This window comes from Roseobacter insulae (genome assembly GCF_019375555.1).
Taxonomy (GTDB): domain Bacteria; phylum Pseudomonadota; class Alphaproteobacteria; order Rhodobacterales; family Rhodobacteraceae; genus Roseobacter; species Roseobacter insulae.
On sequence record NZ_JAHXDN010000002.1, the window covers coordinates 172,486 to 196,147 of the forward strand.

The 23,662-nt window shown below is 60.2% G+C and carries 27 protein-coding genes; 20 read left to right on the forward strand and 7 right to left on the reverse strand.

Annotated elements, in window-relative coordinates; genetic code table 11:
* Positions 1 to 33: 33 nt before the first annotated feature.
* Together KX928_RS06975 and KX928_RS06980 are read right to left on the reverse strand one after the other, a co-directional pair.
* Complete coding sequence (locus KX928_RS06975) at positions 34 to 771, reverse strand: Bax inhibitor-1/YccA family protein (protein ID WP_219500453.1); 738 nt, start codon at positions 769 to 771, stop codon at positions 34 to 36.
* Between the two features lie 177 nt (positions 772 to 948).
* Positions 949 to 1,164: a DUF1127 domain-containing protein gene (locus KX928_RS06980; RefSeq protein WP_219502158.1), complete on the reverse strand. Its 216-nt coding sequence runs from the start codon at positions 1,162 to 1,164 to the stop codon at positions 949 to 951.
* Between the two features lie 118 nt (positions 1,165 to 1,282).
* Here KX928_RS06980 and KX928_RS06985 point away from each other — a divergent pair, with 118 nt between their 5' ends.
* The 5 genes from KX928_RS06985 to KX928_RS07005 all read left to right on the forward strand — a co-directional run bounded on the left by KX928_RS06985 (position 1,283) and on the right by KX928_RS07005 (position 5,728).
* Positions 1,283 to 2,158 carry a LysR family transcriptional regulator gene (locus tag KX928_RS06985; protein WP_219500455.1) on the forward strand — a complete coding sequence of 292 codons (876 nt, stop codon included), beginning with the start codon at positions 1,283 to 1,285 and terminating at the stop codon, positions 2,156 to 2,158.
* A 523-nt stretch (positions 2,159 to 2,681) separates the two neighbouring features.
* Positions 2,682 to 3,053 carry a helix-turn-helix domain-containing protein gene (locus KX928_RS06990; protein ID WP_219500456.1) on the forward strand — a complete coding sequence of 124 codons (372 nt, stop codon included), beginning with the start codon at positions 2,682 to 2,684 and terminating at the stop codon, positions 3,051 to 3,053.
* A gap of 97 nt (positions 3,054 to 3,150) precedes the next feature.
* Positions 3,151 to 3,969 (forward strand): histidinol-phosphatase, encoded by an 819-nt coding sequence (gene hisN / locus KX928_RS06995; RefSeq protein WP_219500458.1) that lies wholly within the window; start codon positions 3,151 to 3,153, stop codon positions 3,967 to 3,969.
* A complete protein-coding gene (locus KX928_RS07000; RefSeq protein ID WP_219500460.1) occupies positions 3,966 to 5,306 on the forward strand; it encodes an 8-oxoguanine deaminase in 1,341 nt (446 codons plus the stop codon). The genes hisN and KX928_RS07000 overlap by 4 nt, the downstream gene beginning before the upstream one ends.
* Positions 5,303 to 5,728 (forward strand): CAP domain-containing protein, encoded by a 426-nt coding sequence (locus KX928_RS07005; protein ID WP_219500462.1) that lies wholly within the window; start codon positions 5,303 to 5,305, stop codon positions 5,726 to 5,728. The genes KX928_RS07000 and KX928_RS07005 overlap by 4 nt, the downstream gene beginning before the upstream one ends.
* 25 nt (positions 5,729 to 5,753) lie before the next feature.
* Here the strand turns inward: KX928_RS07005 and guaD are convergent, their stop codons facing one another.
* Positions 5,754 to 7,067: a guanine deaminase gene (gene guaD, locus KX928_RS07010; protein ID WP_219500464.1), complete on the reverse strand. Its 1,314-nt coding sequence runs from the start codon at positions 7,065 to 7,067 to the stop codon at positions 5,754 to 5,756.
* Between the two features lie 108 nt (positions 7,068 to 7,175).
* Here guaD and mgtE point away from each other — a divergent pair, with 108 nt between their 5' ends.
* Positions 7,176 to 8,567, forward strand: a complete 1,392-nt coding sequence (gene mgtE / locus KX928_RS07015) for a magnesium transporter (protein WP_219500466.1) — start codon at positions 7,176 to 7,178, stop codon at positions 8,565 to 8,567.
* The gene (locus KX928_RS07020) at positions 8,564 to 9,127 is read left to right on the forward strand and encodes a 5-formyltetrahydrofolate cyclo-ligase (protein ID WP_219500468.1); all 564 of its coding nucleotides are present in this window, start codon (positions 8,564 to 8,566) and stop codon (positions 9,125 to 9,127) included. The genes mgtE and KX928_RS07020 overlap by 4 nt, the downstream gene beginning before the upstream one ends.
* Here the strand turns inward: KX928_RS07020 and KX928_RS07025 are convergent.
* Positions 9,124 to 9,957: an SDR family NAD(P)-dependent oxidoreductase gene (locus KX928_RS07025; RefSeq protein ID WP_219500470.1), complete on the reverse strand. Its 834-nt coding sequence runs from the start codon at positions 9,955 to 9,957 to the stop codon at positions 9,124 to 9,126. The two genes, KX928_RS07020 and KX928_RS07025, sit on opposite strands and share 4 nt — an antisense overlap.
* Positions 9,958 to 10,093: 136 nt before the next feature.
* Between KX928_RS07025 and KX928_RS07030 the strand changes: the two genes are divergently transcribed.
* From KX928_RS07030 to KX928_RS07050, 5 genes are all read left to right on the forward strand, one after another.
* Positions 10,094 to 10,618 (forward strand): ankyrin repeat domain-containing protein, encoded by a 525-nt coding sequence (locus tag KX928_RS07030; RefSeq protein ID WP_219500471.1) that lies wholly within the window; start codon positions 10,094 to 10,096, stop codon positions 10,616 to 10,618.
* Positions 10,619 to 10,680: 62 nt separating this feature from the next.
* Positions 10,681 to 11,493: a TIGR00282 family metallophosphoesterase gene (locus KX928_RS07035; RefSeq protein ID WP_219500475.1), complete on the forward strand. Its 813-nt coding sequence runs from the start codon at positions 10,681 to 10,683 to the stop codon at positions 11,491 to 11,493.
* Positions 11,490 to 12,401 carry a DMT family transporter gene (locus KX928_RS07040; RefSeq protein WP_308342256.1) on the forward strand — a complete coding sequence of 304 codons (912 nt, stop codon included), beginning with the start codon at positions 11,490 to 11,492 and terminating at the stop codon, positions 12,399 to 12,401. The genes KX928_RS07035 and KX928_RS07040 overlap by 4 nt, the downstream gene beginning before the upstream one ends.
* A gap of 51 nt (positions 12,402 to 12,452) precedes the next feature.
* Positions 12,453 to 14,234 (forward strand): SLC13 family permease, encoded by a 1,782-nt coding sequence (locus KX928_RS07045; protein ID WP_373274791.1) that lies wholly within the window; start codon positions 12,453 to 12,455, stop codon positions 14,232 to 14,234.
* A 120-nt stretch (positions 14,235 to 14,354) separates the two neighbouring features.
* Positions 14,355 to 14,519, forward strand: a complete 165-nt coding sequence (locus tag KX928_RS07050; RefSeq protein WP_219500477.1) for a hypothetical protein — start codon at positions 14,355 to 14,357, stop codon at positions 14,517 to 14,519.
* 115 nt (positions 14,520 to 14,634) lie between these two features.
* Here KX928_RS07050 and KX928_RS07055 read toward each other — a convergent pair whose 3' ends face one another.
* Positions 14,635 to 16,407, reverse strand: a complete 1,773-nt coding sequence (locus KX928_RS07055) for an SLC13 family permease (protein ID WP_219500479.1) — start codon at positions 16,405 to 16,407, stop codon at positions 14,635 to 14,637.
* A 53-nt stretch (positions 16,408 to 16,460) separates the two neighbouring features.
* On the opposite strand from KX928_RS07055, the gene KX928_RS07060 reads away from it, so the two are divergent.
* The 4 genes from KX928_RS07060 (at position 16,461) to KX928_RS07075 (ending at position 18,531) form a co-directional block, all read left to right on the forward strand.
* A complete protein-coding gene (locus KX928_RS07060) occupies positions 16,461 to 16,967 on the forward strand; it encodes a hypothetical protein (protein ID WP_219500481.1) in 507 nt (168 codons plus the stop codon).
* 85 nt (positions 16,968 to 17,052) lie between these two features.
* Positions 17,053 to 17,457, forward strand: coding sequence for a helix-turn-helix domain-containing protein (locus KX928_RS07065; RefSeq protein ID WP_219500482.1), 405 nt, complete (start codon positions 17,053 to 17,055; stop codon positions 17,455 to 17,457).
* A 101-nt stretch (positions 17,458 to 17,558) separates the two neighbouring features.
* Complete coding sequence (locus tag KX928_RS07070; protein WP_219500484.1) at positions 17,559 to 17,723, forward strand: hypothetical protein; 165 nt, start codon at positions 17,559 to 17,561, stop codon at positions 17,721 to 17,723.
* Between the two features lie 67 nt (positions 17,724 to 17,790).
* The gene (locus KX928_RS07075; RefSeq protein ID WP_219500486.1) at positions 17,791 to 18,531 is read left to right on the forward strand and encodes a YebC/PmpR family DNA-binding transcriptional regulator; all 741 of its coding nucleotides are present in this window, start codon (positions 17,791 to 17,793) and stop codon (positions 18,529 to 18,531) included.
* 78 nt (positions 18,532 to 18,609) lie between these two features.
* On the opposite strand, the gene KX928_RS07080 is transcribed toward KX928_RS07075, so the two are convergent.
* Entirely contained in the window at positions 18,610 to 18,867 is a 258-nt protein-coding gene (locus KX928_RS07080; protein WP_219500489.1) for a hypothetical protein, read from the reverse strand.
* An 82-nt stretch (positions 18,868 to 18,949) separates the two neighbouring features.
* A complete protein-coding gene (locus KX928_RS07085) occupies positions 18,950 to 19,861 on the reverse strand; it encodes a LysR family transcriptional regulator ArgP (protein ID WP_219500490.1) in 912 nt (303 codons plus the stop codon).
* 93 nt (positions 19,862 to 19,954) lie between these two features.
* On the opposite strand from KX928_RS07085, the gene KX928_RS07090 reads away from it, so the two are divergent.
* The 4 genes from KX928_RS07090 to betC all read left to right on the forward strand — a co-directional run bounded on the left by KX928_RS07090 (position 19,955) and on the right by betC (position 23,654).
* Complete coding sequence (locus tag KX928_RS07090) at positions 19,955 to 20,551, forward strand: LysE/ArgO family amino acid transporter (RefSeq protein WP_219502039.1); 597 nt, start codon at positions 19,955 to 19,957, stop codon at positions 20,549 to 20,551.
* Between the two features lie 39 nt (positions 20,552 to 20,590).
* On the forward strand, positions 20,591 to 21,496 hold the full coding sequence (locus KX928_RS07095) for a DMT family transporter (RefSeq protein WP_219500492.1): 906 nt from the start codon (positions 20,591 to 20,593) through the stop codon (positions 21,494 to 21,496).
* 77 nt (positions 21,497 to 21,573) lie between these two features.
* Complete coding sequence (gene betI / locus KX928_RS07100; protein ID WP_219500494.1) at positions 21,574 to 22,149, forward strand: choline-binding transcriptional repressor BetI; 576 nt, start codon at positions 21,574 to 21,576, stop codon at positions 22,147 to 22,149.
* Positions 22,146 to 23,654 carry a choline-sulfatase gene (betC, locus tag KX928_RS07105; RefSeq protein WP_219500497.1) on the forward strand — a complete coding sequence of 503 codons (1,509 nt, stop codon included), beginning with the start codon at positions 22,146 to 22,148 and terminating at the stop codon, positions 23,652 to 23,654. The genes betI and betC overlap by 4 nt, the downstream gene beginning before the upstream one ends.
* The last annotated feature ends 8 nt before the right edge of the window (positions 23,655 to 23,662 follow it).

A 23,662-nucleotide genomic window follows, 5' to 3' on the forward strand; every position in this document is an offset into this window, starting at 1 on the left:
GCGGGCTTTGTGTCGTTGCAGTCAGGGCTGCTGTTATTCCCTGTTTCCGAACAGTTGCAGCAACATCATGAACATGTTGATAAAGTTCAGGTACAGGCTCAAAGCGCCCATGATACCGGATTTCTGGAGCCATTCCTGGTCGCCGTGATGGGCGTGGGCCAGGTAGGTGTTTTTGATGTTCTGCGTATCATAGGCCGTGAGACCCGCGAAGATCAGAACGCCAATTGCCGACACCGCAAACATGATCGCAGGGGAGCCAAGGAAGATGTTCACGATGGACGCGACAACCAGGCCGATAACGCCCATGATCAGAAAGCTGCCCCAGCCGGAAATGTCTTTCTTGGTGGTGTAACCCCAGAGCGACAGACCGGCAAAAGCGATCGACGTGATCAGGAATATCTGTGCGATCGAAAAGCCCGTGAACGCCACGAAGATCCACGACAGCGACAGGCCCATGACGCCCGCGAAGGTGTAAAAGAACAGCTGGGCGCCAGCCGCCGACAGACGATTGATGGCAGCGCCAAAGGCAAAGACCATGCCCAGCGGTGCGAACATCACGATCCAGCCCAGGATATTGGGTTGCAGCGTGATCGGATCACGGAACACAGACAGCAGCGCAGGTGCCGTACCGACGGCCCATGCCACGGCGAATGTGATCAACATGCCCACGGACATCGTGCCGTAGACCTTGTTCATATGGGTGCGCAGACCCTCATCAATCTGGGCGGCGCGGGATCCGGCCGCAGACCGGATTGTATTCACGTCAGCCATTAAGACCTCCAATAGAAACTTTTTTATGCGCTGCAGACCTTCTGCGCGCTCTGGCGTAAATATCGGTGGCGGTGAAGGTTATTTCAAGGTTTTTCGGTCAGGAACATGTCCGATTGATGCGAATTGGCTAACGAACCGTTAACAATGCAACACTCCGGACACCCATCCCACCAGATTTCATAGGTTTTTCCACGTGTTCGGGACGTCCCAGACAGGCTTGTGAGCTTCGCGTTCTGCCGCCTCGGGCGTGACGGCGATATCATCCAGCTGGTGCTTGTCCAGCTTGGCGAGCGCCTTGCGGGAACGCCACAGCTTGAGCAATGCGCCGAAACCGACAAATCGGGTGCCGGGGGTTTTCGGCCAGGAAAGGGTGAAGTGGTCTATCAGTGCCATGGTGCAAGTCCTTTCGTGATGCATTTTCGGGTCTTCATCAAATTACTTGATATATCTGGCAAAGCAGGTATCATTTTAAAAGCGAATGTTTGTGAATGATCGCATCAAGGATGTTGATATGAGAAATCTGGATATTACGACGTTGCGATCCTTTGTGGCGGTCGCGGACTCCGGCGGCGTGACCCGCGCCGCGGGTTTTTTGCACCTCACGCAGTCGGCCGTATCGATGCAGTTGAAACGGCTGGAGGAATTGCTGGGCCTGGAACTGCTGGACCGCACGGGGCGGACAATCGCTCTCACGGCATCCGGGGAGCAGCTGTTGGTCTACGCGCGGCGCATGGTTGCGCTGAACGACGAGGTGATCGGTCGCCTGACCGACCAGGCCTATGAGGGCGAGATCGTTCTGGGCGTGCCGCATGACATTGTTTACCCGGCGATTCCACAGGTCCTTAAACAGTTTCATACCGCCTTTCCGCGGGTCAAAGTCCAGTTGGTATCGTCTTACACGCGCGCGCTGAAAGAACAGTTCGGGCGCGGTGAATGTGATTTGATCCTGACAACGGAAGCTGCCGTGGAGCCGGGTGCAGAAACGCTGTGCCGCAAACCTCTGCGATGGATTGGCGCCCCGGGAGGCGCCGCGTGGCGTCAGAGACCGCTGAAGCTTGCGTTTGGCCGGTTGTGCACCTTCAGACCGCGGGTTGTTGAATCGCTCGACAACGCCAGCATTCCCTGGGACGTGATTGTCGAAACTGAAAGCGACCGGACAATCGAAGCCACGGTAAGCGCCGATCTGGCCGTCCACACCATGATCGAAGGCACCGAGCCGCCGCATCTGGAACGGATCGAGCACGCGGGCGCGCTGCCCGACCTGCCCATGCAGTTGATCAACCTTTACGGCGCCCAATCGAAAAAAGATCTGGTGCATGACACATTGGCGGATTTTTTACGGCGCGCGTTCTGCGGGGCCGAGGCGATCCGTCTGAAAGCGGGTTAAGGCCCGCGCGGTCCGAAGAGCGCATCACCGGCTGCTCGGATTCGGGTGAGCCGGCCAGCCTGTGCACGCATTGGTCTCAATAATTTGCTTTGGATCGGCGATATCTTGCCAAAAATTTCGGATATCTGATGGTTTCCGCCGATGGATTTCGCCGCGTTACGTGCAATATTTTGCAAATGGGTTGAGGGACGTTTCGCGGCATTTTCTGAAAAAATTTCTGGAATACAACCAGTGGGTGTGTTTAAATGATCGTATTACAGTGTTTATGAAAAATTTTAGATGAAATTACGTTTCGCTTGGCGAAACAGCAAAATCACTGAAAAGGCAGGATAAGAAGAGCTCTCATTTGAATAAACACAGATAGCTTCAAAGTATTGGGATGGGATTGTTATTGATCGAAGACCGATTTTCTTTATTGTTTGTGTACGTAACAGTTTTGTGGTGATCGCGGCTAGGTTGTGCTGAAGGACCGAAGGATCGAACGGTCACCTTTTTTGACAAGGTAAATGCAAGGATTAATCAGATGGTACATGTCGTTGATGTTCATGTTGGAAAGCGAATTCGCCAGCGCCGGTGGCTCGTTGGAATGACACAGCAGAAACTTGCAGAATGCGTTGGGATCAAATTCCAGCAGATACAAAAATACGAAACTGGAGCGAACCGCGTGAGTGCGTCCCGCCTGTGGGACATCGCAGATGCCCTTGAAGTGGACGTTGCGTTTTTCTTCGAGGGTCTGAAAACCGATGACGCGGAAGCGGCTGCGCAAGATGCGGTACCCGCTGATATGATGGGTGACAAAGAGGCAATGGATCTTGTGCGCTCTTATTATGCGATCCCCGAAAACCAGAGACGTCGTTTGTTTGAACTGGCGCGCGTCCTGAGCGACGTCGCCTGATCCGCCACTCTTTCCAACTGAAGAAACTTTGGGCGCGCAGCGAAATTCGCTGCGCGCAGCGCTTGCCTCTGTCGCATCATGCTGGCACCTCTTGTAAATGACCGACGCCCTTCATCCTGCTGCAGTGAACCTTTCCGATATTGACCGAACGGCGCGGCTGTTGGCCGATGCCGCCAGGGAGGTGATCTTACCCTATTTCAGACATTCCGGTCTTGCCTCGGAAAACAAGCTTGCCGAGGGCTTCGACCCGGTTACGGAGGCGGACAGGGCGGCGGAACGGGCGATGCGCGCAATCCTGTCCGAGCAGCGCCCCCAAGACGCGATTCTGGGAGAGGAATACGGCAGCACGCCCGGCACATCCGGCCTGACCTGGGTGCTCGATCCGATCGATGGAACCCGTGGCTTCATCAGCGGCACGCCGACCTGGGGCGTGCTGATCGCGGTCTCCACCGAGGCGGGTCCGATCTACGGAATGATCGATCAGCCCTATATCGGCGAGCGTTTCATCGGTGCGGAGGACCGTGCCGTCGTTTCCGGACCACGCGGCGAGGTGCTGCTGAAGACGCGGTCCACCCGGCATCTCTCCGAGGCGATCATTTTCACGACATTTCCGGAGGTCGGCACCTCGGAAGAAGGCGGGGCGTTTCGCGCTGTCTGCGAGCATGTCAAGCTGACGCGGTACGGCATGGATTGTTATGCCTATGCCTTGCTGGCGGCCGGTCAGATTGATCTGGTGATCGAGGCCGGTCTGCAACCCTATGACATTCATGCGCCAATTGCCCTGGTGGAAGCTGCCGGGGGCATTGTCACAGATTGGCAGGGTGGCCCCGCGCACGCTGGCGGTCGCGCCATTGCCGCTGCAAACAGGGACATCCATCAAAAGGCGCTGGACGTGCTGCGGGCGTCCCTCGGATGACCGCGATCTTGATCAGGGGCGCCGCGCATCTGCTGACCATGGACGACGCCCGCCGTGAGTTGACGGGTGCCGACGTACTGACGAGGGACGGGGTCATTGCAGAAATCGGTCACGATCTGTCCCATGATGGTCCGGTCATTGATGCCTCAGGATGTGTTGTGACGCCCGGTCTGGTGAACACGCATCACCACCTTTACCAATCGCTCACGCGGGCCGTTCCGGGCGGTCAGGATGCCTTGCTGTTTGGCTGGTTGCAGACGCTTTACCCGATCTGGGCACAGTTCACGCCGGAGCATATGTTCACCTCCGCACAGGTCGGTTTGGCGGAACTGGCGCTTTCGGGCTGCACGATGAGCAGCGATCACCTCTACCTCTTTCCGAACGGAGCACGGCTCGAAGACACCATCCACGCAGCGGCGGAGCTTGGGATAAGGTTCCATCCAACTCGCGGGGCCATGAGTATCGGCCAGTCCGCGGGAGGGTTGCCGCCGGATGTCCTGGTCGAAGATGAAACTGCCATTCTTGAGGACTGTATCCGCGTTATCGACGCCTTCCACGACCCCAAGCCCGATGCGATGTGCCGGGTTGGGGTGGCACCGTGTTCGCCGTTCTCGGTCAGTCGGGACCTGATGCGCGATGCGGCGCTTTTGGCGCGGGACAAGAAGGTCATGATGCATACGCATCTGGCTGAGAACGACGAGGATATTGCCTATTCGCTCGAAACATTCGGCTGCCGCCCCGGACAATATGCGCAGGAGCTGGGCTGGGTCGGGCGGGACGTCTGGCACGCCCATTGTGTCAAACTGGACCCTTCAGAGATTGCGCTCTTCGCCGAAACCGGGACGGGTGTCGCGCATTGCCCGTGCTCCAACTGCCGCTTGGGCAGTGGCATTGCGCCGGTCACATCCATGCGTGCGGCGGGCGTGCCCGTGGGGCTTGGCGTGGACGGGTCGGCCAGCAATGACGCAGGCAATCTGGTGCTGGAGGCGCGACAGGCCATGTTGCTGCAGCGGGTGGCACAGGGCGCGGAGGCGATGAGTGCCCGCACGGCGCTGGAAATCGCCACGCGGGGCGGTGCCGATGTCCTGGGCCGCCCGGAATGTGGACGGATCGCCGTGGGGTGCCGCGCCGATATCGCGATTTGGGACGTGTCCGGGGTCACGGCGGCGGGCAGCTGGGACCCGGCGGCGTTGTTGTTGGCCGGGCCGACAACCGTGCGCGACCTGATAGTCGAAGGCCGCGCAGTGGTGCGCGACGGGCAGATCACCACCCTGAACCTGTCGTCGGTGGTGGCACGGCAAAACCGCATGGCGCGCGCACTGCGGGAGGCCATGTGAAAGCGCTTCTGATCGCTCTGATCCTTTTGGGTGGCGCCGGTGCCGGGGCGGCGGATACGGCCGCCACCGAGGCCCTGAACAGCTTTCGAGCCGCCAACAACCGTGCTGCGCTCAGCTACTCTGATCTTCTGGAAACCGCGGCGCTGCGGCATGCGCGCGACATGGCCGCGTGGGAGTTTTTCGATCATCGCGGCAGCGATGGGTCGGACGTGGCGCAAAGGGTGTCGCGCACCGGGTACAGATGGTGTGTTGTTGCTGAAAATATTGCCAAGGGGCAGGCGACACTGCAAGAGGTGATGTCCGGTTGGGCCAATTCCCGCGGTCACAGGCGGAACATGCTGTCGCGCGAGGTCACAGAGTTCGCGCTTGTCGAGGCACCGGGGCGGATCTGGGTCATGGTGCTTGCCGCCCCCGGCTGCTGATCAGATTGCCCCTGCAGCCGCCGCGTTAACCCGGCGCCGGTTCCATCGCGACGCGTTTGGCGCCCTTGATCCAGACATCCGCAATTGCGCGGTCATCGCCCATCATGATCGTAGGGAACACCGCCTCCCAGATGTCGTTCGCCGCGCTGCTGCGTTGCGCAATCGCGGGCGTCGAGGCGAGATCCAGAATGGTGATGTCGGCCTCCTGTCCCGGCACCAGCGTGCCGATTTGACCGTGCAGGTGCAGGCTGCGGGCGGATCCTGCGGTGGCCAGCCACAGCAATTGCGCAGGATGCAGCGCCGTGCCGCGCAACTGTGCGATTTCGTAGGCTGCCGCCATCGTGTGCAGCATCGAGAACGACGACCCGCCCCCGGTGTCCGTTGCCAGCCCCAGTGGGATGCGCCGCGCGGCGAGGCCTGCCACGTCCATCAGCCCCGACCCGATGAAGGTGTTGGAGGTCGGACAGTGTACCAGCGCGGCACCGGCCTCCGCGATGCGGTCCTTCTCTCTGGGTTCGAGGTGGATTGCATGCCCGTAAACCGCGCGTGGCCCGACCATCCCATGCGCCTCGTAGGTGTCCAGATAGTCTCGCGCTGCGGGGAAGAGATCCCGCACCCACGCGATCTCGGGCAGTTGCTCGGACAGATGTGTCTGCATCAGACAATCGGGATGCTCGGCCCATAATGCGCCAAGTGCGCTCAGCTGCTCCGACGTTGACGTGGGAGAAAAACGTGGCGTGATTGCATAGCTGGCGCGCCCCTGACCATGCCATCGCTCCAGAAGCGTCTTGCTGTCATCATAGGCCGATTGCGCCGTATCGCGCAGTCCCTCCGGTGCATTTCTGTCCATGCAGGTCTTGCCCGCGACTGTCCGCAAGCCCCGCGCCCCTGCCGCAGTGAAAAACGCATCGACACTGCCCGGATGGATGGTGGCATAGGAACACATTGTTGTCGTGCCGTGATCCAGAGCCAGTTCAAGATACCGCGCGGCGATGGCCTGCGCATATGCGGGATCACTCAGCCGCATTTCCTCGGGAAAGGTATAGGTGTTCAACCAGTCGATCAGCTGCTTGCCCCAACTGGCGATGATGGCCGTCTGTGGGTAGTGCACATGGGCATCGACAAACCCGGGGCAGATCAGGTGGTGCCCGTAATCATGCACCGTCGCATCGGGGTATGCCCGGCGCAGGAGCCGCGCGTCGCCAAGGTCGGAGATCCGGCCCGCCTCGATAAGCACCGCACCGCCCGAGTTGACGGTGATAACCTCCTCCCAGGGCGTGGTCATCGGGTTGCCACGGGCCTCGAAAGTCTGGCCGAGAAGGAGCGTTTGCTGTGTCATGCCATCTCTCTAGGCGCTTGGGGCCTGCACGGCAACGGACAAGCGGGGCGGCATTGTATCCGGCCATGGTGCCGCTTATGGTCCGGCCATACGAAGGGGAGGGCGCCGATGTCAGATCAGACCACAGAGCTGCAGACAGAGACCGAAGACGACGCCTATGTCCTCGGTCCCAAGGCGATTGCCGCTATCCTCTACGCGGTGGATATCGAAGATCAGGCCAAGCTGACGGAGCTGATGGAGCCGTTGCACGCGGCGGATATCGCTGACCTGCTGGAACAGATCAACGCCTTTGACCGGTCGCGGCTGGTGCGCCTTTATGACCGTGAATTCGACGGTGAAATCCTGTCGGAACTTGATGAGGCCATCCGCGAGGAGGTCATCGCGGTTCTGACGCCACAGGTCCTGACACAGGCCGTGCGCGACATGGACAGCGACGACGTGGTCGACCTTGTCGAAGACCTCGAGGACGACCAGCAAGAAGCCATTCTGGACGCGCTTGAAGATGTCGACAGGGCCGCCGTGGAACAGGCGCTTGGCTATCCTGAATACTCCGCCGGTCGTCTCATGCAGCGCGAAGTGGTCATGGCGCCGGAGCACTGGACAGTGGGCGAGGCCATCGATTACCTGCGCAGCACGCCCGAAGAAGAGCTGCCGGACCAGTTTTATCACATCGTGATCGTTGACCCGCGCCTGCATCCGGTGGGAAACGTCACGCTGGGCAAGCTGATGCGCTCGAAACGCGAGACGCGGCTGATGGATTTGCTGGAGGAAACCTTTCAGATCATCCCGGTGCTGCAGGACGAATCCGACGTTGCTTATGCGTTCAACCAGTATCACCTGATCTCGGCCCCTGTGGTTGATGACGAAGGGCGTTTGATCGGTGTGATCACCATTGATGATGCGATGGCCGTTCTGGATGAAGAGCATGAAGAGGACATCCTGCGGCTTGCCGGTGTTGGCGAAGGATCCCTGTCTGATCGGGTGATCGACACCACCAAGCAGCGGTTTCCCTGGCTGGCGGTCAACCTTGTGACGGCCATTGCCGCAAGTCTCGTGATCGCGCAGTTCGAAGCTGCTCTTGCCCAGATCGTGGCGCTTGCGGTCCTGATGCCGATTGTTGCCTCCATGGGCGGGAATGCCGGAACCCAGTCGCTGACTGTCGCCGTGCGCGCCATTGCAACCAAGGACCTGACCGGTGCCAACGTCTGGCGGGTGATCCGGCGTGAAGTGCTCGTGGGTCTCATCAATGGCATGATTTTTGCCGTGATCATGGGCATTGTCGGTCTCATTTGGTTTGGCTCCCCGGCGCTCGGCTACGTGATTGCGACGGCGATGGTGATCAACCTTGTTGTGGCGGGCCTTGCGGGGACAGTCATTCCCGTTGTGCTGGACCGTGCGGGCGTTGACCCGGCACTGGCATCGGGGGCATTTGTCACTACCGTGACGGACGTCGTTGGCTTTTTTGCCTTTCTGGGGCTGGCGGCGGCGGTGCTGTTATGACCGGTCTTCCGGACATCAAGGACGCGGCGCGCAAGGCGGGTTTTGCCCGTCGCAAATCCGCCCATGCGGAAGACATCGGCACTGGCGCGGGCATCTTGTCCGGTTTGCTGGCAGGATTTCGCGGTGTGCCGCTCTCGGGATACATGCCCATCAGAACAGAGATTGACCCCATTCCTGCCATGGCCGAGGCTGCGGCCCACGGCCCGGTTGGTATTCCCGTCATCTCGGGCACGGGTAAGCCGCTGCGGTTCGCGCGATGGGAGCCGGACATGCCGTTGGTCGAGGGGCCTTTCGGTGCCCGCATTCCGGAAAAGCCGGTATTTTTCGAGCCTGAGATTCTGATCGTGCCGCTTGTGGCCTTCGATGCGACGGGAGGGCGTCTGGGATACGGTGGCGGCTTTTACGACCGCACGCTGGAGCAGCTTCGCGCGAAACGACCCACGCTGGCCGTTGGCTTTGCCTATGCCACGCAGGAGGCCGAGGCACTGCCGCTGGAGGCGACCGATCAGAAACTGGATATGATCGTCACCGAGGTCGAGGTGATCGATCTGCGCCGCTAGCCTTTTTCGAAGGCGGCGAATGTGTCCGCCCAATCCGGGTGCCACCGTGACAGGGGCGGCCTGTTTTCGACGATGTCTCCCGCGCTCCACAGCACCCGCCGCGCATCGATCGCTTCGGTCACCATGTTGTCCGGACAGAGGATATAGAAATCTCCCTTGGCGACACGCGAAAAGAGGTAGCTCACACATTCTTCGCTGGTCCACGCACCCTGCGGCTTTTCAGGCATGATGGCGGCGATCATGCCGGTATAGGTGAAACCGGGGACGAACAAATGAGCGTCGATGGATGCGCCTGCTTCCCGCAGCTCATGCGCCAGTTGTTCGGTCAGTACCTTCACCGCGGCCTTGGCCGCGTTATACGCCGGGTTGCCCGGTGGCGTCGTGATCCCCTGTTTGGAGCCGGTATTGATCACGGCTGCGGGGCGCGCGGCAGCGATCATACGGGGCACAAAAGCCTGAACGCCGTTCAGAATACCAAAGAAATTGACATCAAATGTTTTGCGCCAGGCATCGGGGTTTTCCCATGTCGAAGAGCTGATCCCGATGCCTGCGTTGTTCATGACCACGGCGACCTCGCCCAGATCAAATGCCCTGTCGGCAAGAGCGTTTACCGCAGCGGCATCGGAGACATCGGTCACATGCGTGTGTACCTTGGCGCCCGCGTCTGACAGATCCGCTGCGGCGCGGGACAAGGCGGCGTCGTCGACATCGGCCAGAAGCAGGTCAAACCCCTTGTTGGCAAGATGTTGCGCGGAGGCGAAACCCACGCCGCTTGCACCACCCGTGATAACGGCCAAACCACCTGCTGCTTCAATGTCGTCCCACGCCATGTCATTGTTCTCCCTTAGCTGTGATCGCAGTGTAGCCTGCCGTGCGTCCGATCCCTATGGCAATTCGCGCCAAATGACTTGTGCTGGTCCGTTTCACAGGTAACCTGCCCGGTACCAATCAGTAGGACGCCAAAAGATGACGAATGCGCAAAGCCGCGGGAATGCTCTGCTGGCGATATTGTCGGGCAATGACCCGGTGCAGATCGCAGATCTTGACGTCGCGCATTGCGTTCAGTTCGCGTCACTGGATCCCGAAACCCAGCAGGAGTGGTTGCACCACGTGATCAATGCCGGTGCGCTGGCGGGTCTTGACTGGATGATTGCCCGAAACGTGCCGCTGTCTGTCTGTGACACATGCGGTTATACCCCTATACTCGCAGCACTCGAACTGGATGAGCCGCTGCGCTATGCCGTGATGGAGCGGCTGATTGCGGGGGGTGCCGATGTCGATGCACACGGGTTTAACGATTGGACACCGCTGCACAAGGCCGCTGCCGCCAACGACCTCAAGGCGCTGCGCTTGTTGCTTGATGCCGGCGCGGACCGGTCGCGCAAGACCCGCATCGACGATCTGGCGACGCCGGAAGAAGAAGCGCGCATGCTCGGCCAACAGGCTGCAGCCGCATTTCTGGCCGACTACACAGGCAGCGCTGACGCCTAGATCCGCGCATTAATCTGAGACTGGCCCTTGCCCTGCGCCATTCCGAAGCCTAGGCATCGCATATGAAGATACTGTTTCTCGGAGATATCATGGGCCGCGCCGGGCGGCGGGCGATCGTGGAGAACCTGCCGCGGCTGCGCACGGAGTGGAAGCTCGATTTCGTCGTTGTGAACGGCGAAAACGCCACGTCGGGCGCGGGGTTGAGCGGGGCCCATGCCAAAACGCTGCTGGAGGCGGGTATCGACTGCCTGACGCTGGGCGACCATGCCTTTGATCAGAAGGATATGCTGCGGTTCATCGAGCAGGAACCACGGGTAATCCGGCCGCTGAACTTCTCCAAGGCCGCCCCGGGCAAGGGCGCGCGTCTCTTCACTTCCAGGAATGGCCGCAAGGTACTGGTGACGCAGGTGCTCGGGCAGGTCTTCATGAAACGCCCGTTTGACGATCCGTTCTCCTCGCTGGAACCGATGCTGAAGTCGCATCCATTGGGCGGCATGGCGCAGGCGGTGATCGTCGATGTGCATTGCGAGGCGACGTCGGAGAAAATGGCGATGGGCCATTTCTGTGACGGCCGTGCCAGCCTTGTTGTTGGCACACATACACATGTGCCCACCGCCGATGCGATGATCATGCCCCGGGGCACCGGGTATCTGACCGACGCGGGCATGTGCGGCGATTATAACTCCGTCATCGGCATGGATAAGGCAGAGCCCCTGCGGCGCTTTCTGACGGGCATGCCAAAGGAACGTTTCACACCCGCGAACGGCGATGCCACCTTGTCCGGCGTCTACCTGGAGACCGATGACCGCACGGGCGTTGCCACGCGCATTGCCATGGTGCGCAACGGCGGGCTGCTGGAGGCCGCCGTTCCGTGACCCCTCTGGCACGCCGTGACATCTTTATTTGCACCGCCGTGCTGATCGTTTTGGGCGCGGGGTGGGGTATGACCCTGCCGTTGACGAAAATCGCGGTCTCGTCGGGGTACAGGCATTTCGGTCTGATTTTCTGGCAATTGGTGATTGGCGCTGCATTCATGGCGGTAATTTGTGGCCTCCGCGGCAAGCCTCTGCCGCGTGGGCGACAACAGATCGGTGTTTGCCTGATGATTGCGCTGGTGGGGACGATGATTCCGAATACCGCCTCCTATCAGGCGGCCGTGCACCTGCCGGCGGGCATCATGTCGATCCTGCTGTCGATGGTGCCGATGTGGGCTTTCCCGATCGCGCTGATGATGCGGCTGGACCAGTTTTCCTGGAAACGATTTACCGGTCTGCTTCTGGGGCTTTGTGGGGTTCTCATGATCGCCGCGCCCGGGGCATCAGCGCTGAACCTGTCGGTTTTCTGGGTGATGATCGGCGTTATCAGCAGTCTGTGTTACGGAGTGGAAGGCAACCTCGTGGCCAAATTCGGCACGGCGGGCCTGGATGCGTTTCAGGTGCTCTACGGCGCCTCCCTGATCGGGGCGGTCATCATGCTGCCGGTGTCCGTGCTGTCAGACCAGTGGATTGCCCCCGTTGCGGTGCTGACAACCGAAGGGCAGGCACTGGTGCTCGCATCCATCATCCATGTGCTCGTCTATGCAGGTTATGTCTGGATGGTGGGGCGTGCGGGCTCGGTTTTTGCCGTTCAGGTGAGCTACCTCGTCACCGGGTTTGGTGTGATCTGGGCAAAAGTGATCCTTGACGAAGCCTATTCCGCGGGCATCTGGTTGGCTTTGATGCTGATGTTCGCGGGGATGTATCTTGTGCAGCCGCGTTTGAAAGCGGCGCTTGCCCCTGCCTGATCAATGGGCGAAACTGGCCTCCGGTGATACGAAGGCACAGGCAGGATCAAGGTGATACCCTTTATTGAACTTTCGCCCAACGTAAGCGCCGTGCTGACCCTGACCGTGGTCGCGATCATGTTTATCCTTTTCGTCCGCGAGACTTACCCGACCGAGGTGGTGGCCATCACCGGCGCGGCGCTCATGCTGCTGCTGGGGGTCTTGCCATACGAAAATGCGCTCGCGGTGCTCTCGAACCCGGCGCCCTGGACGATTGCCGCCATGTTCATCGTGATGGGCGCGCTGGTGCGCACAGGGGCCCTGGAAGTCTTGACCCGGATGGCTGAACGCTACGCGAAAACCCACCCGCGATCCGCCGTGGCCGGGGTGATCCTCTCCGTCATGGGCGCGTCGGCGATCATGAACAACACACCGGTGGTCGTCGTGATGATCCCGGTTGTCGTACAACTCAGCCAGACGCTGGGGGCAAAGGCGTCGAAGTTCCTGATCCCTCTCAGCTATGCCGCGATCATGGGCGGCTCCCTCACACTTATCGGCACCTCGACCAACCTGCTTGTCGACGGCGTGGCGCGCGGGCAGGGGTTGGCACCCTTCACCATTTTCGAGATCATGCCCATTGGCCTGGTGGTCTGCGTCTGGGGGCTGCTCTACATGTCGGTGCTGGCACCGCGCCTTCTGCCGGACCGGGACAGCATGGCAAACATGCTTTCTGACCGCTCCAAGATGAAATTCTTCACCGAAGCCGTCATCCCGCCGGACAGTAATCTGGTGGGCCGCGACGTGCTGGGGGTACAGCTGTTCAAGCGCGACGGGGTCCGGCTTGTCGATGTGATCCGGGGCGATGCATCGTTGCGGCGCAACCTGCAGGGCGTCGAATTGCAGGTCGGGGATCGCGTCGTGTTGCGCACCCAGATGACTGAGTTGCTGAGTTTGCAGGCAAATAAGGAGCTCAAGCGCGTTGACCAGGTGTCCGCGGTCGAGACCACCACGGTCGAGGTTCTGATCACGCCGGGGTGCCGAATGGTCGGTCGCTCGCTCGGGTCTTTGCGCTTGCGGCGGCGCTACGGTGTCTATCCGCTGGCCGTCCACCGCCGCAACCAGAACATCGGCCGCCAGCTCGATGATCTGGTTGTCCGCATTGGGGACACGCTATTGCTGGAAGGTGCTCCTGAAGACATCCAGCGGCTGGCGGCGGATATGGAGATGGTCGATGTCTCTCACCCGTCCGCGCGTGCCTTTCGCCGCAGCCACGCCCCGATCGCCATCGTGGCGCTTTGCGGCATTGTTCTGCTGGCAGCATTTAACGTTGCACCCATTCTGCTGCTGGCCATTCTGGCCGTGGCGCTCGTGCTGGTGACCGGGTGTATTGACGCGGACGAGGCATTCTCCTTTATCGACGGACGTCTGCTGGCCCTGATCTTCGCCATGCTCTCTGTCGGGGCTGCCCTGCAACACTCCGGCGCGGTGGCGCTGATCGTGGATGCCGTCTCACCGGCGCTGACGACGATGCCGCCCCCTGTGATTGTTCTGGTGGTGTTCATCATGACATCGACCTTCACCGAAGTCGTGTCCAACAACGCCGTGGCGGTGATCATGACACCTTTGGCCATCGGGCTCGGGGCTGCACTCGGGCTGGACCCGAGACCGCTTGTGGTGGCGGTGATGATCGCCGCCTCCTGCGCCTTCGCCACACCCATCGGGTACCAGACAAACACGCTGGTATACGGTCCGGGGGGCTACAAATTCACTGATTTCATGCGCATCGGCGTGCCGCTGAACCTGACAACGGCGGTGATCGTGTCGATGATCATTCCGATGATCTGGCCGCTTTGATCTGCATGCTGCTATGCAGCATCTGCAGGCCTGCTTTTCGTTTTTGTACGTTGAAGATTAAGGGATTGGGTATCATGTTTGCGCTATCAAGACATCCGGTTTTGATGAAAGGAAAGTCAGATGACAAATATGATGACAAAACTCAAGACAGCTGCTGCGAAACGCGCACAGTTCAACCGCACTTACAACGAGCTTCGCTCGATGTCGCGTACCGTGGCATGGGATCTGGGAATGTTCCCTGAAGATGCATACGAAGTGGCTTATCGCCACGTCTACGGCCGGTAAACGGTCTGCAGGCGTCCTAAGGACGCACCGAGAAATTCCCGCCCGCGTTCTGGCCCCCGACAGGGATGGATCAGGACGCGGGCGTTTTGTTGTCGGGTGATCGCGAAGCGGTGTTTCACAGCGGCCAGACGATCAGGATCACCGGAATTGATACCGCGACCACGATGACCTCCAGCGGCAGGCCCATGCGCCAGTAATCGCCAAACTTGTACCCACCCGGACCCAGTATCAACGTATTGTTCTTGTGGCCGATGGGTGTGAGGAAGGCGCTTGACGCCGCCACCGCGACGGCCATCAGAAACGGATCCGGAGAAACCTCCAGCGATTGGGCCATCTGAATACCGACGGGGGCTGCGACGATGGTAGTCGCCGTGTTGTTGAGCACGTCGGACAGGGTCATCGTCACGATCATCAGGACGGTCAGGACGGCCCATGCCGGCAGCCCGTTTGTCCACGAGACAAGCGCGCCGGCAATAAGCTCCGTGCCGCCGGAGCTTTCCAGTGCAGCCCCCAGCGGGATCATCGAGCCCAGCAGCACAACAACGGGCCAGTTGATCTGGTCATAGATCTCTGCCAGCGGCACGATCCGGGTCAGCACGTAGGCCACGACAACCAAACCCAGTGCAATGGGCAAATAGAGCAACCCGACGCTGGCCGCGGCAACAGCGCCGCCAAACAGACCGATTGCCAGCCATACCTTGCGGTTTTCGGTGACGGCGAGACCGCGATCCGCAAGGGGCAGGCACCCCAGCCAGTCCGTGACGTCCACACCGGTGTCGCGGGGCACCAACAACAGCAGAATGTCACCGGTTTTGATTTCGGTCGTGCGCAGGTGCCTGACAATCTGCTCACCCTGCCGCGATACCCCGAGAAGTACCGTGCGCTGTCGCCACGACAATCCGATGGACTGGGCCGTCTTGCCGTTGATCCGGGCGCCTTCCGGAACCACGACCTCGATGATTTCAACGCCGTCGCCATCCGCTCTGAGCGCTTCTTCACGCTTGGCATCTGCAACGGCCAGATCAAGACTGGAGCGCAGCTCGTCGAGGGCTTCCGGCGTGGCTTCGAGCACCAGTACGTCGCCTGCTTGCAAAATGGCGTTGCGCGACTGTCCGTACCGGCGCTTGCCGTCGCGGATCAGCCCCAGAATGGCGACATCGGCTTTTTCCGCGGCGTCGGACAGTTCGGCGACACGCTTGCCGATCTGTTTGTTACCCTGGGGGACAGTGAGTTCGGCAATATACTGAGAAATCTCCGCCACCGGGCTATCAGCCCCGTTGCTCTGCGGGATAAGGCGCCAGCCGATCACAGCAACAAATATCAGGCCGGCAAGTGCCGCGGCACCGCCCACCGGCGCAAAATCGAACATTGCGAAGGGCTCTCCCAACGCATCTTCGCGGATCGCGGCGATGATGATGTTGGGCGGTGTTCCAATCAGGGTCGCCATGCCGCCGAGGATCGTGGCAAAGCTCAGCGGCATCAGGCTTAACCCCGCCGGTCGCCCGGCCTTGCGCGCGGTCTGGATATCCACGGGCATCAGTAACGCAAGGGCCGCGACGTTGTTCATGAAGGCAGACAGGACGCCGCCAATGGCCCCCATCAGCGCGATATGTGCCCCCAGCGATCGGGACGCATCCACCAATGTGCGGGTGATCAGGTAAACGGCGCCGGACCGTACCAGCCCGGCCGACACCACAAGGACGAGGGCGACAACCAGAGTCGCCGGGTGACCGAAGCCCGAGAAGGCATCCTGAGTGGGAACAACGCCGACCACAACACCGATCATGAGCGCGGAAAATGCAACGATATCATACCGAAAGCGACCCCAGAGCAGCAGCCCGAACACGGCTCCGAACAGGGTAAAAAGGATTATCTGGTCAGACGTCAATTGGGCTGCTCCATACTCTTGATCTGCGGGTCTTTTTTGCCTCAACTGTCGTTATGTCTGATTTGACCTTTTTAATCACCAACGGATTTTCAATTGCACTGGAACAGGCCGGGAAACTGGGGCCACGGGCGGCGTCGAAGGCTAAATTACGCATCTTCGGGCTTATCAAGTATTTGCGGGGGGTCGAAAACAGCTGGTCGGACGCGGATCATTTGCGATGGAGCCACGTCGAACAAGCGCATCATGTCAAAAAGGACTACCCGCCCGCAGAATTTGGAGCCTTCCTCGCAGGGTTGGAGAGACCGCTGTTGTTTCACAAGATCGAGGGATTGGATGATCCCGATCCACAAGGGTATTTTGCGCGCTTTCGGTCACGCAAATTCGAGCTGGCGTGTTTTGTCGTCTACGTGGAACAGCCGGACCGGCGGCTGGTATTCCTGTCCGTCGGCACGCTGGCGGACAGTAACCGCAAACTGGCGGCCATGGCCGACCGGCAGGCGGCGCGGCAGCTGATCTCGGAGGTTCGTGCGTTACCCAAGCCCGAGCGCCGCGTACGCTGAAATCTTGACATCACGCGCAATATTGCTTAAGTGTTGTCTTGCAAGGCAACGTACGCCTTGCGCTCCAAACCGGACAGGGTGACTTATGGCAAACGTACAGATCAACGCAGGCGCGGGGTCGAAATCGCCCAAAAGGGCGGCGACGCGCAAGCCTGTGCGGACGGTGAAGACATCAGAGAACCCGCTCGCATTGCTGGATGAAGATGCCTATGCCGAGGCGTTTGAAGCGCTTGATGCGTCTGAAAAACATGCGGTATTCCGGGAGATGGGCGAGGAACTGGCGCGTACCCTGGGGGCACGGGTCATTGCGCAGATGCTCAATGATACCCCGCTCAGCGGGCGGGAAATCGGTGCAAGGCTGGGGTTTGATCACAGCGCGCTGTCGCGGATCGCGCGGGGTGACTCCAAAACCGGCCCAACCTTGTGGAAGGTCTATGCGCTGGCCGAAGCGCTGGGGTACCGGATTGAACTGAACGCCGTCAAAAAGTGACCCTCACAGGCCTGATTTCGGACATTTTGATCCTGGGGCCCGCAATCTGGGCCTGTTCGCGTTTGGTGCGCTCACGCTGGCATGAAATCTGTGCGGAACGAATGGCGCGTGATGGCGTGGACCCGGAGCTTGTCCAGTTGCGGCGCGAGGAGGCACGTTACTATCAGGATTTTGCCCGGGTCATGCCAAACTGGATGCTGGCAGCGCTGACCCTAGGTCTGTTGCTGCGGCTCTTTTTGATCCTGCAGGCATTCCGGACAGTCTAGGCCAAGGGGTTGAGCGTTTCGCGCGGCGGCGATAAACAACGGCAAAATCAAAGAATGGAAAGTTCCAATGGCCGGACACTCAAAATGGGCAAACATCCAACACCGCAAGGGGCGACAGGACGCCGTGCGGGCCAAGCTGTTCTCCAAGCTGAGCAAGGAGATCACGGTGGCCGCCAAAATGGGCGACCCGGACCCGGATAAGAACCCGCGCCTGCGACTGGCGGTCAAGGAAGCGAAGTCGCAATCTGTGCCCAAGGATGTGATCGAACGCGCGATCAAGAAGTCGCAGGCGGGCGAGGGCGATGATTACGAAGAAATCCGCTACGAAGGCTATGGCCCGAATGGCGTGGCGGTAATTGTCGAGGCAATGACCGACAACCGCAACCGGACGGCTTCCACCGTGCGGTCGACCTTCACCAAGAACGGCGGCAACCTGGGAGAGACCGGCAGTGTCGGCTTCATGTTCGACCGCAAGGGCGAAGTGACCTATCCCGCAGATGTGGGCGATGCGGATACCGTGATGATGGCGGCGATCGAGGCCGGGGCGGAGGATGTCGAAAGCTCCGAGGACGGGCATGTGATCTGGTGCGCGGATACCGATCTGAATGATGTGGCGACAGCGCTGGAGGCGGAACTTGGCGAAAGTGAAAGCACCAAGCTGGTGTGGAAGCCCACGACCACCACCGACATGGACCTCGACGGCATGCAAAAGCTGATGAAGCTGATAGATGCGCTGGAAGACGATGATGACGTGCAGCGCGTTACAACCAACTTCGAAGCGACGGACGAGGTTATGGAACAGCTCTGATCCCGTGCCGCGGCAGGACATGGAAAAGCCGCCCCGGATACGAGGGCGGCTTTTGTACGTCAACCGGTATGGGAAACGTCAGCGTGGTTGATTGCAATCAGTGCAGAACAGGGACCGCAAAAACCAGCCCCACGCCATGGGCTGCTGGTCCGGCTCCCGCCGGGAACTTCGGTTGATACGTTTGATCAGGTGCTTGAGGTCGGTCAGCTTTCGCCGTGCGCCGCTACCGCCTGCCTGACTTTGAACCGACAAGATCTTCTTCTGGGTCTGAAGCGCAGCCTCGATTAATTCGATGTCCTTCGCCGTCAGGTCGAGATTATGAGTATCATCCAGCATCCGAAGCGTATCCTTGTTACCTTCCCACCATATGGGGAACAAAAGTAGATACGCCAATCATCTTGAATAAGATTTCTGTGATTTATTTTTTCTGCATCACGTTTTCGTGGGGAGTCTGAACCAGATGGCGCCGCGCCGCGTCCCGTGTTGCCCGGTTCAAGGGCTCAAGGGCCGATGACATAAGGCGGCTTGTCTGCCAGTACAGCGGCACGTCAAGAGGGCGGTCCGGTCCCAGTGCCACAAGGGTTCCGCGTTCAAGATGATGCGCAACCAGCGACAACGGATTCATGCCCCAGCCGATACCGGCCAGTGCGGCATCCACGAAGGCGTGGGTGGAGGGTATATGATGTGCCGGCGGCGACAGCTTTTGACCGGTCGCATGAGTGATCCATCGGTGTTGCAGTGCATCCTTGGCATTGAACGTCATGATCGGCGCCCGGGCCAAAGCATCCGGCGTCACGCCGTCCGCAAACCATCTGGACATGTAGTCAGGGCTCGCGGTTGCGACATAGCGCAGGGCGCCGAGGGTCACACTGTTGCAGCCGGAGACGGCCTTGGCCTGACCTGTGAGCGCCGCACTGACCGCCCCCCGCAACAGCCAGTCCGTCGAATGGTCCTGATCGTCGATCACGAGTTCAAAGAGCATGTCATCAACCTGCGACAGTCCGTGCACGAACCAGGTTGCGAGGCTGTCAGCGTTGACGGCGATCCTGATCCGCGCGGCTGACGGTCCGGCTGCGGGCGCAATGTCGCGCAGAACGTGGGCCTGCATCAGCGCCACGTCCTCTGCATGCCGCGCGAGCCTGGTGCCGGCCTCCGTCGCGGTGCAGGGGTGCCCGCGATAGATCAGCGCCGTTCCCATGCGGTCTTCGAGCGATCTGATGCGTTGTGAAATGGCCGAAGGGGTGACGTTCAGATGTGCCGCCGCCGCATCGAAACTGCCGTACCGCACGATCGCGGACAGCGCCGCCAGTTGGTTTGGATCGAGTGACATAAGCAACGCTTAAGTTAGCATCATCTGTTTAATTTGATTAAGCCGCCTGACCTGTCTAGTCAATGCGCTCCATGCAGTCGGAGGCACCTTGTGATCGATACGTTTCTGCCGGGCTATGTGCTCAGCCTGTCCCTGATCGTGGCAATTGGCGCGCAAAACGCGTTTGTACTGCGGCAGGGACTGCGACGCGAACATGTATTCTGGGTGTGCATGACCTGCGGCACGTCTGATGCCATTCTCGTCTCTGCGGGGGTGGCAGGCTTTGGAGCGCTTGCCGAGAGCGTGCCCTGGTTCGAGGGGGCGATGCGCTACGGCGGCGCAGCGTTCCTGATGTGGTACGGCTGGCGCAACGCGCGATCCGCCTGGCAGGGCGGCCATGTGCTGCGGGCTGACAACGGCACCGGCAGACCGCTGATGCCCACGCTGCTGACGTTGCTTGCGCTCACCTGGCTAAATCCGCACGTCTACCTCGATACCGTTGTGTTGATCGGCTCGATTTCGGCGCAATACGATAACCGACTGCTTTTTGGGGGCGGCGCCGTGCTGGCCAGCATCAGCTTTTTCTTTGCCCTTGGGTATGGTGCGCGGCTGCTGGCACCGCTCTTTGCCCGCCCGACCAGCTGGCGGGTTCTCGATGGATTGATTGCGCTGACGATGTGGACCATCGCCGCGGGCCTTGTGGTCGCATAACCCCTTGCGGTCCGGGGCAAAACAGGCTGTCTATGGCGCATGGTCATCCGCACATCTTCCCGCCCGATTGTCGGTATCTTCTGGATGCTGGTGACAGGCTTGTGTTTCGTGGCGGTGACAGCACTTGTAAAATACATGGGGCCACGGTTGCCGCCGGTGGAAATGGCTTTCCTGCGCTATCTGCTGGGGCTGGTGTTTCTTGTGCCGGCCGTAGGCTCCCTGCGCACGGCACGTCTCAGCGCCCGCCAGTGGCGGCTCTTTGGCGTGCGCGGTCTCGTCCATGGCTGCGGTGTGATGCTGTGGTTCTATGCGATGGTGCGCATCCCCATCGCGGATGTCACCGCGATGAACTACTTGGCGCCAGTCTATGTCACGATCGGCGCGGCGCTCTTTCTGGGGGAAAAACTCGCCTTTCGCCGGATCGCGGCCGTTGTTGCGGCGCTGATCGGGGCCCTCATCATCCTGCGCCCGGGATTCCGCGAGGTCAGCAGCGGCCATCTTGCAATGTTGTTCGCCGCCATTGTCTTCGGCGGTTCGTATCTGACCGCAAAAGTGATGGCCGACGAAGTCAAACCCGCCGTTGTGGTGGCGATGTTGTCGATATTCGTGACCATTGTGCTGGCACCATTTGCACTGATGCAATGGGTGACGCCGACACTCTCTGATCTTGCGCTGTTGTTCTGCGTCGCCTGCTTTGCCGTTGCCGGGCACTACACGATGACACTGGCCTTTGCCGCGGCCCCGTTGACCGTGACCCAACCGGTCACATTCACACAGCTCGTCTGGGCGGTTCTGCTGGGCTATCTGGTCTTTGACGAAGCGGTCGATATCTGGGTTCTGCTCGGCGGCCTGGTGATCCTGGGCTCGGTTATTTTCATCACGTGGCGCGAGGCGGCATTGAAGCGCGGCGAAACAACCCCAGCGGTGCACGCAACCAAGGTCTGACGCTCGATTTTTGTTGATTGACTAGTCAATAAAAAACCCGCTATCTGATGCAGCGCTGCTGCCAGGGAGTGAGTCTTGTGCCAAAAATCGGAATGGAACCCATTCGCCGGACGGCTCTCGTAGAGGCGACAATAGCGGAACTGGCCTCCAAGGGATCGCTGGACGTGACCGTGGGTCAGATCGCGAAACGCGCTGGCATGTCCTCGGCACTCGCCCATCACTATTTCGGCGGAAAGGATCAGATCTTTCTCGCCGCCATGCGCCAGATTTTGCGCGACTTCGGCAGTGAAGTTCGGCGCGAGCTGGCAACGGCGCGCACGCCAAAGGCCCGCGCCGTTGCCCTGATCGAAGCAAGCTTCTCGCCCACCTGTTTCTCTCCGGATACCGTAAGCGCCTGGATGACCCTTTATGCGCAAGCACCGACGAGCCCGCAGATGTCGCGGTTGCTGCATCTTTATCAGCGGCGTTTGCAATCCAACCTGTGCCATGCGCTGCGCCCGCTAAGCGGTGATGCCGAAACCGTGGCGGAAACGATGGCGGCGCTGATTGACGGGCTGTACCTGCGCGCAGCCTTGTCACAATCGCATAGTCCGGACGCGGCGCGGGAACGGGCGCTCAACGCGCTGAACACCTTGCTGGAGGTCGACCGGTGACCCGCCCGAACATCCTTATATTGATGGTCGATCAGCTGAACGGCACGCTGTTTCCGGATGGCCCGGCCGATTGGCTGCACGCGCCCAACCTCAAGAAGCTCGCGGCAAGGTCAACGCGGTTTCGCAACGCATACACGGCCTCTCCCCTCTGTGCTCCGGGACGCGCCGCTTTTATGTCGGGGCAATTACCCTCGGCAACCGGTGTCTATGACAATGCGGCCGAATTTCCATCGTCCGTGCCGACCTACGCGCACCATCTGCGCCGGGCAGGATATCAGACATGCCTGTCGGGCAAGATGCATTTCGTCGGCCCGGACCAATTGCACGGGTTCGAGGAGCGTCTGACCACGGATATCTACCCGGCCGATTTCGGCTGGACGCCCGATTACCGCAAGCCGGGCGAAAGGATCGACTGGTGGTATCACAACATGGGGTCGGTCACCGGCGCCGGCGTTGCGGAAATCTCCAACCAGATGGAATACGACGACGAGGTCGCCTACAACGCCACGCGCAAGCTGTACGATTTGTCGCGGGGTGCGGATACGCGCCCCTGGTGCCTGACCGTCAGCTTCACGCATCCGCATGATCCCTATGTCGCACGCCAGAAATACTGGGATATCTACGAGGGTTGCGAACATCTGCTGCCCGACGTCCCGGCCTTCGACTATGAGAACCAGGACCCGCACAGCCAACGCATTTTCGATGCCAATGACTGGCGCAGTTTCGAGATCACCGAGGAAGATATCCGCAGATCACGTCAGGCCTATTTCGCCAATATCAGCTATCTGGATGACAAGATCGGCGACATCCTGCAGACGCTGGACGACACCCGGCAAGAAGCCATCATCCTGTTCGTCTCGGACCATGGCGATATGCTGGGCGAACGTGGCCTGTGGTTCAAAATGTCCTTCTTCGAGGGCTCTTCGCGGGTTCCGCTGATGATCTCCGCCCCGCAGATGACCCCGGGCCTGCAGACCGCGCCTGTCTCCAACATCGACGTCTGCCCGACGCTCTGCGACCTCGCAGGCGTGTCGATGGACGAGGTGAAGGACTGGACGACGGGTATATCGCTTGTGCCCATGGGACAGGGACAGGCGCGCACCGAACCCGTCGCGATGGAATACGCCGCCGAAGCGTCCTACGCGCCGATGGTCTCGTTGCGATACGGAAAATGGAAGTACAACCGCTGCACTCTCGACCCCGATCAGCTCTTTGATCTCGATGCTGATCCCCATGAGCTGAAAAATCTTGCGGATGTGGCCCGGCATCAAGGCACGGTGCAGACACTGCGGGCAAAATCCGAGGACAGATGGGACCTCGCACGCTTTGATGCAGATGTCCGGAAAAGCCAGGCGCGTCGCTGGGTTGTCTACGATGCTTTGCGCCAGGGCGGATATTACCCGTGGGACTACCAACCCCTGCGTGACGCGTCTGAACAGTACATGCGCAACCATATGGACCTCAACATTCTCGAAGACAGCAAACGTTTCCCCAGAGGCGAATGAACCGCTTC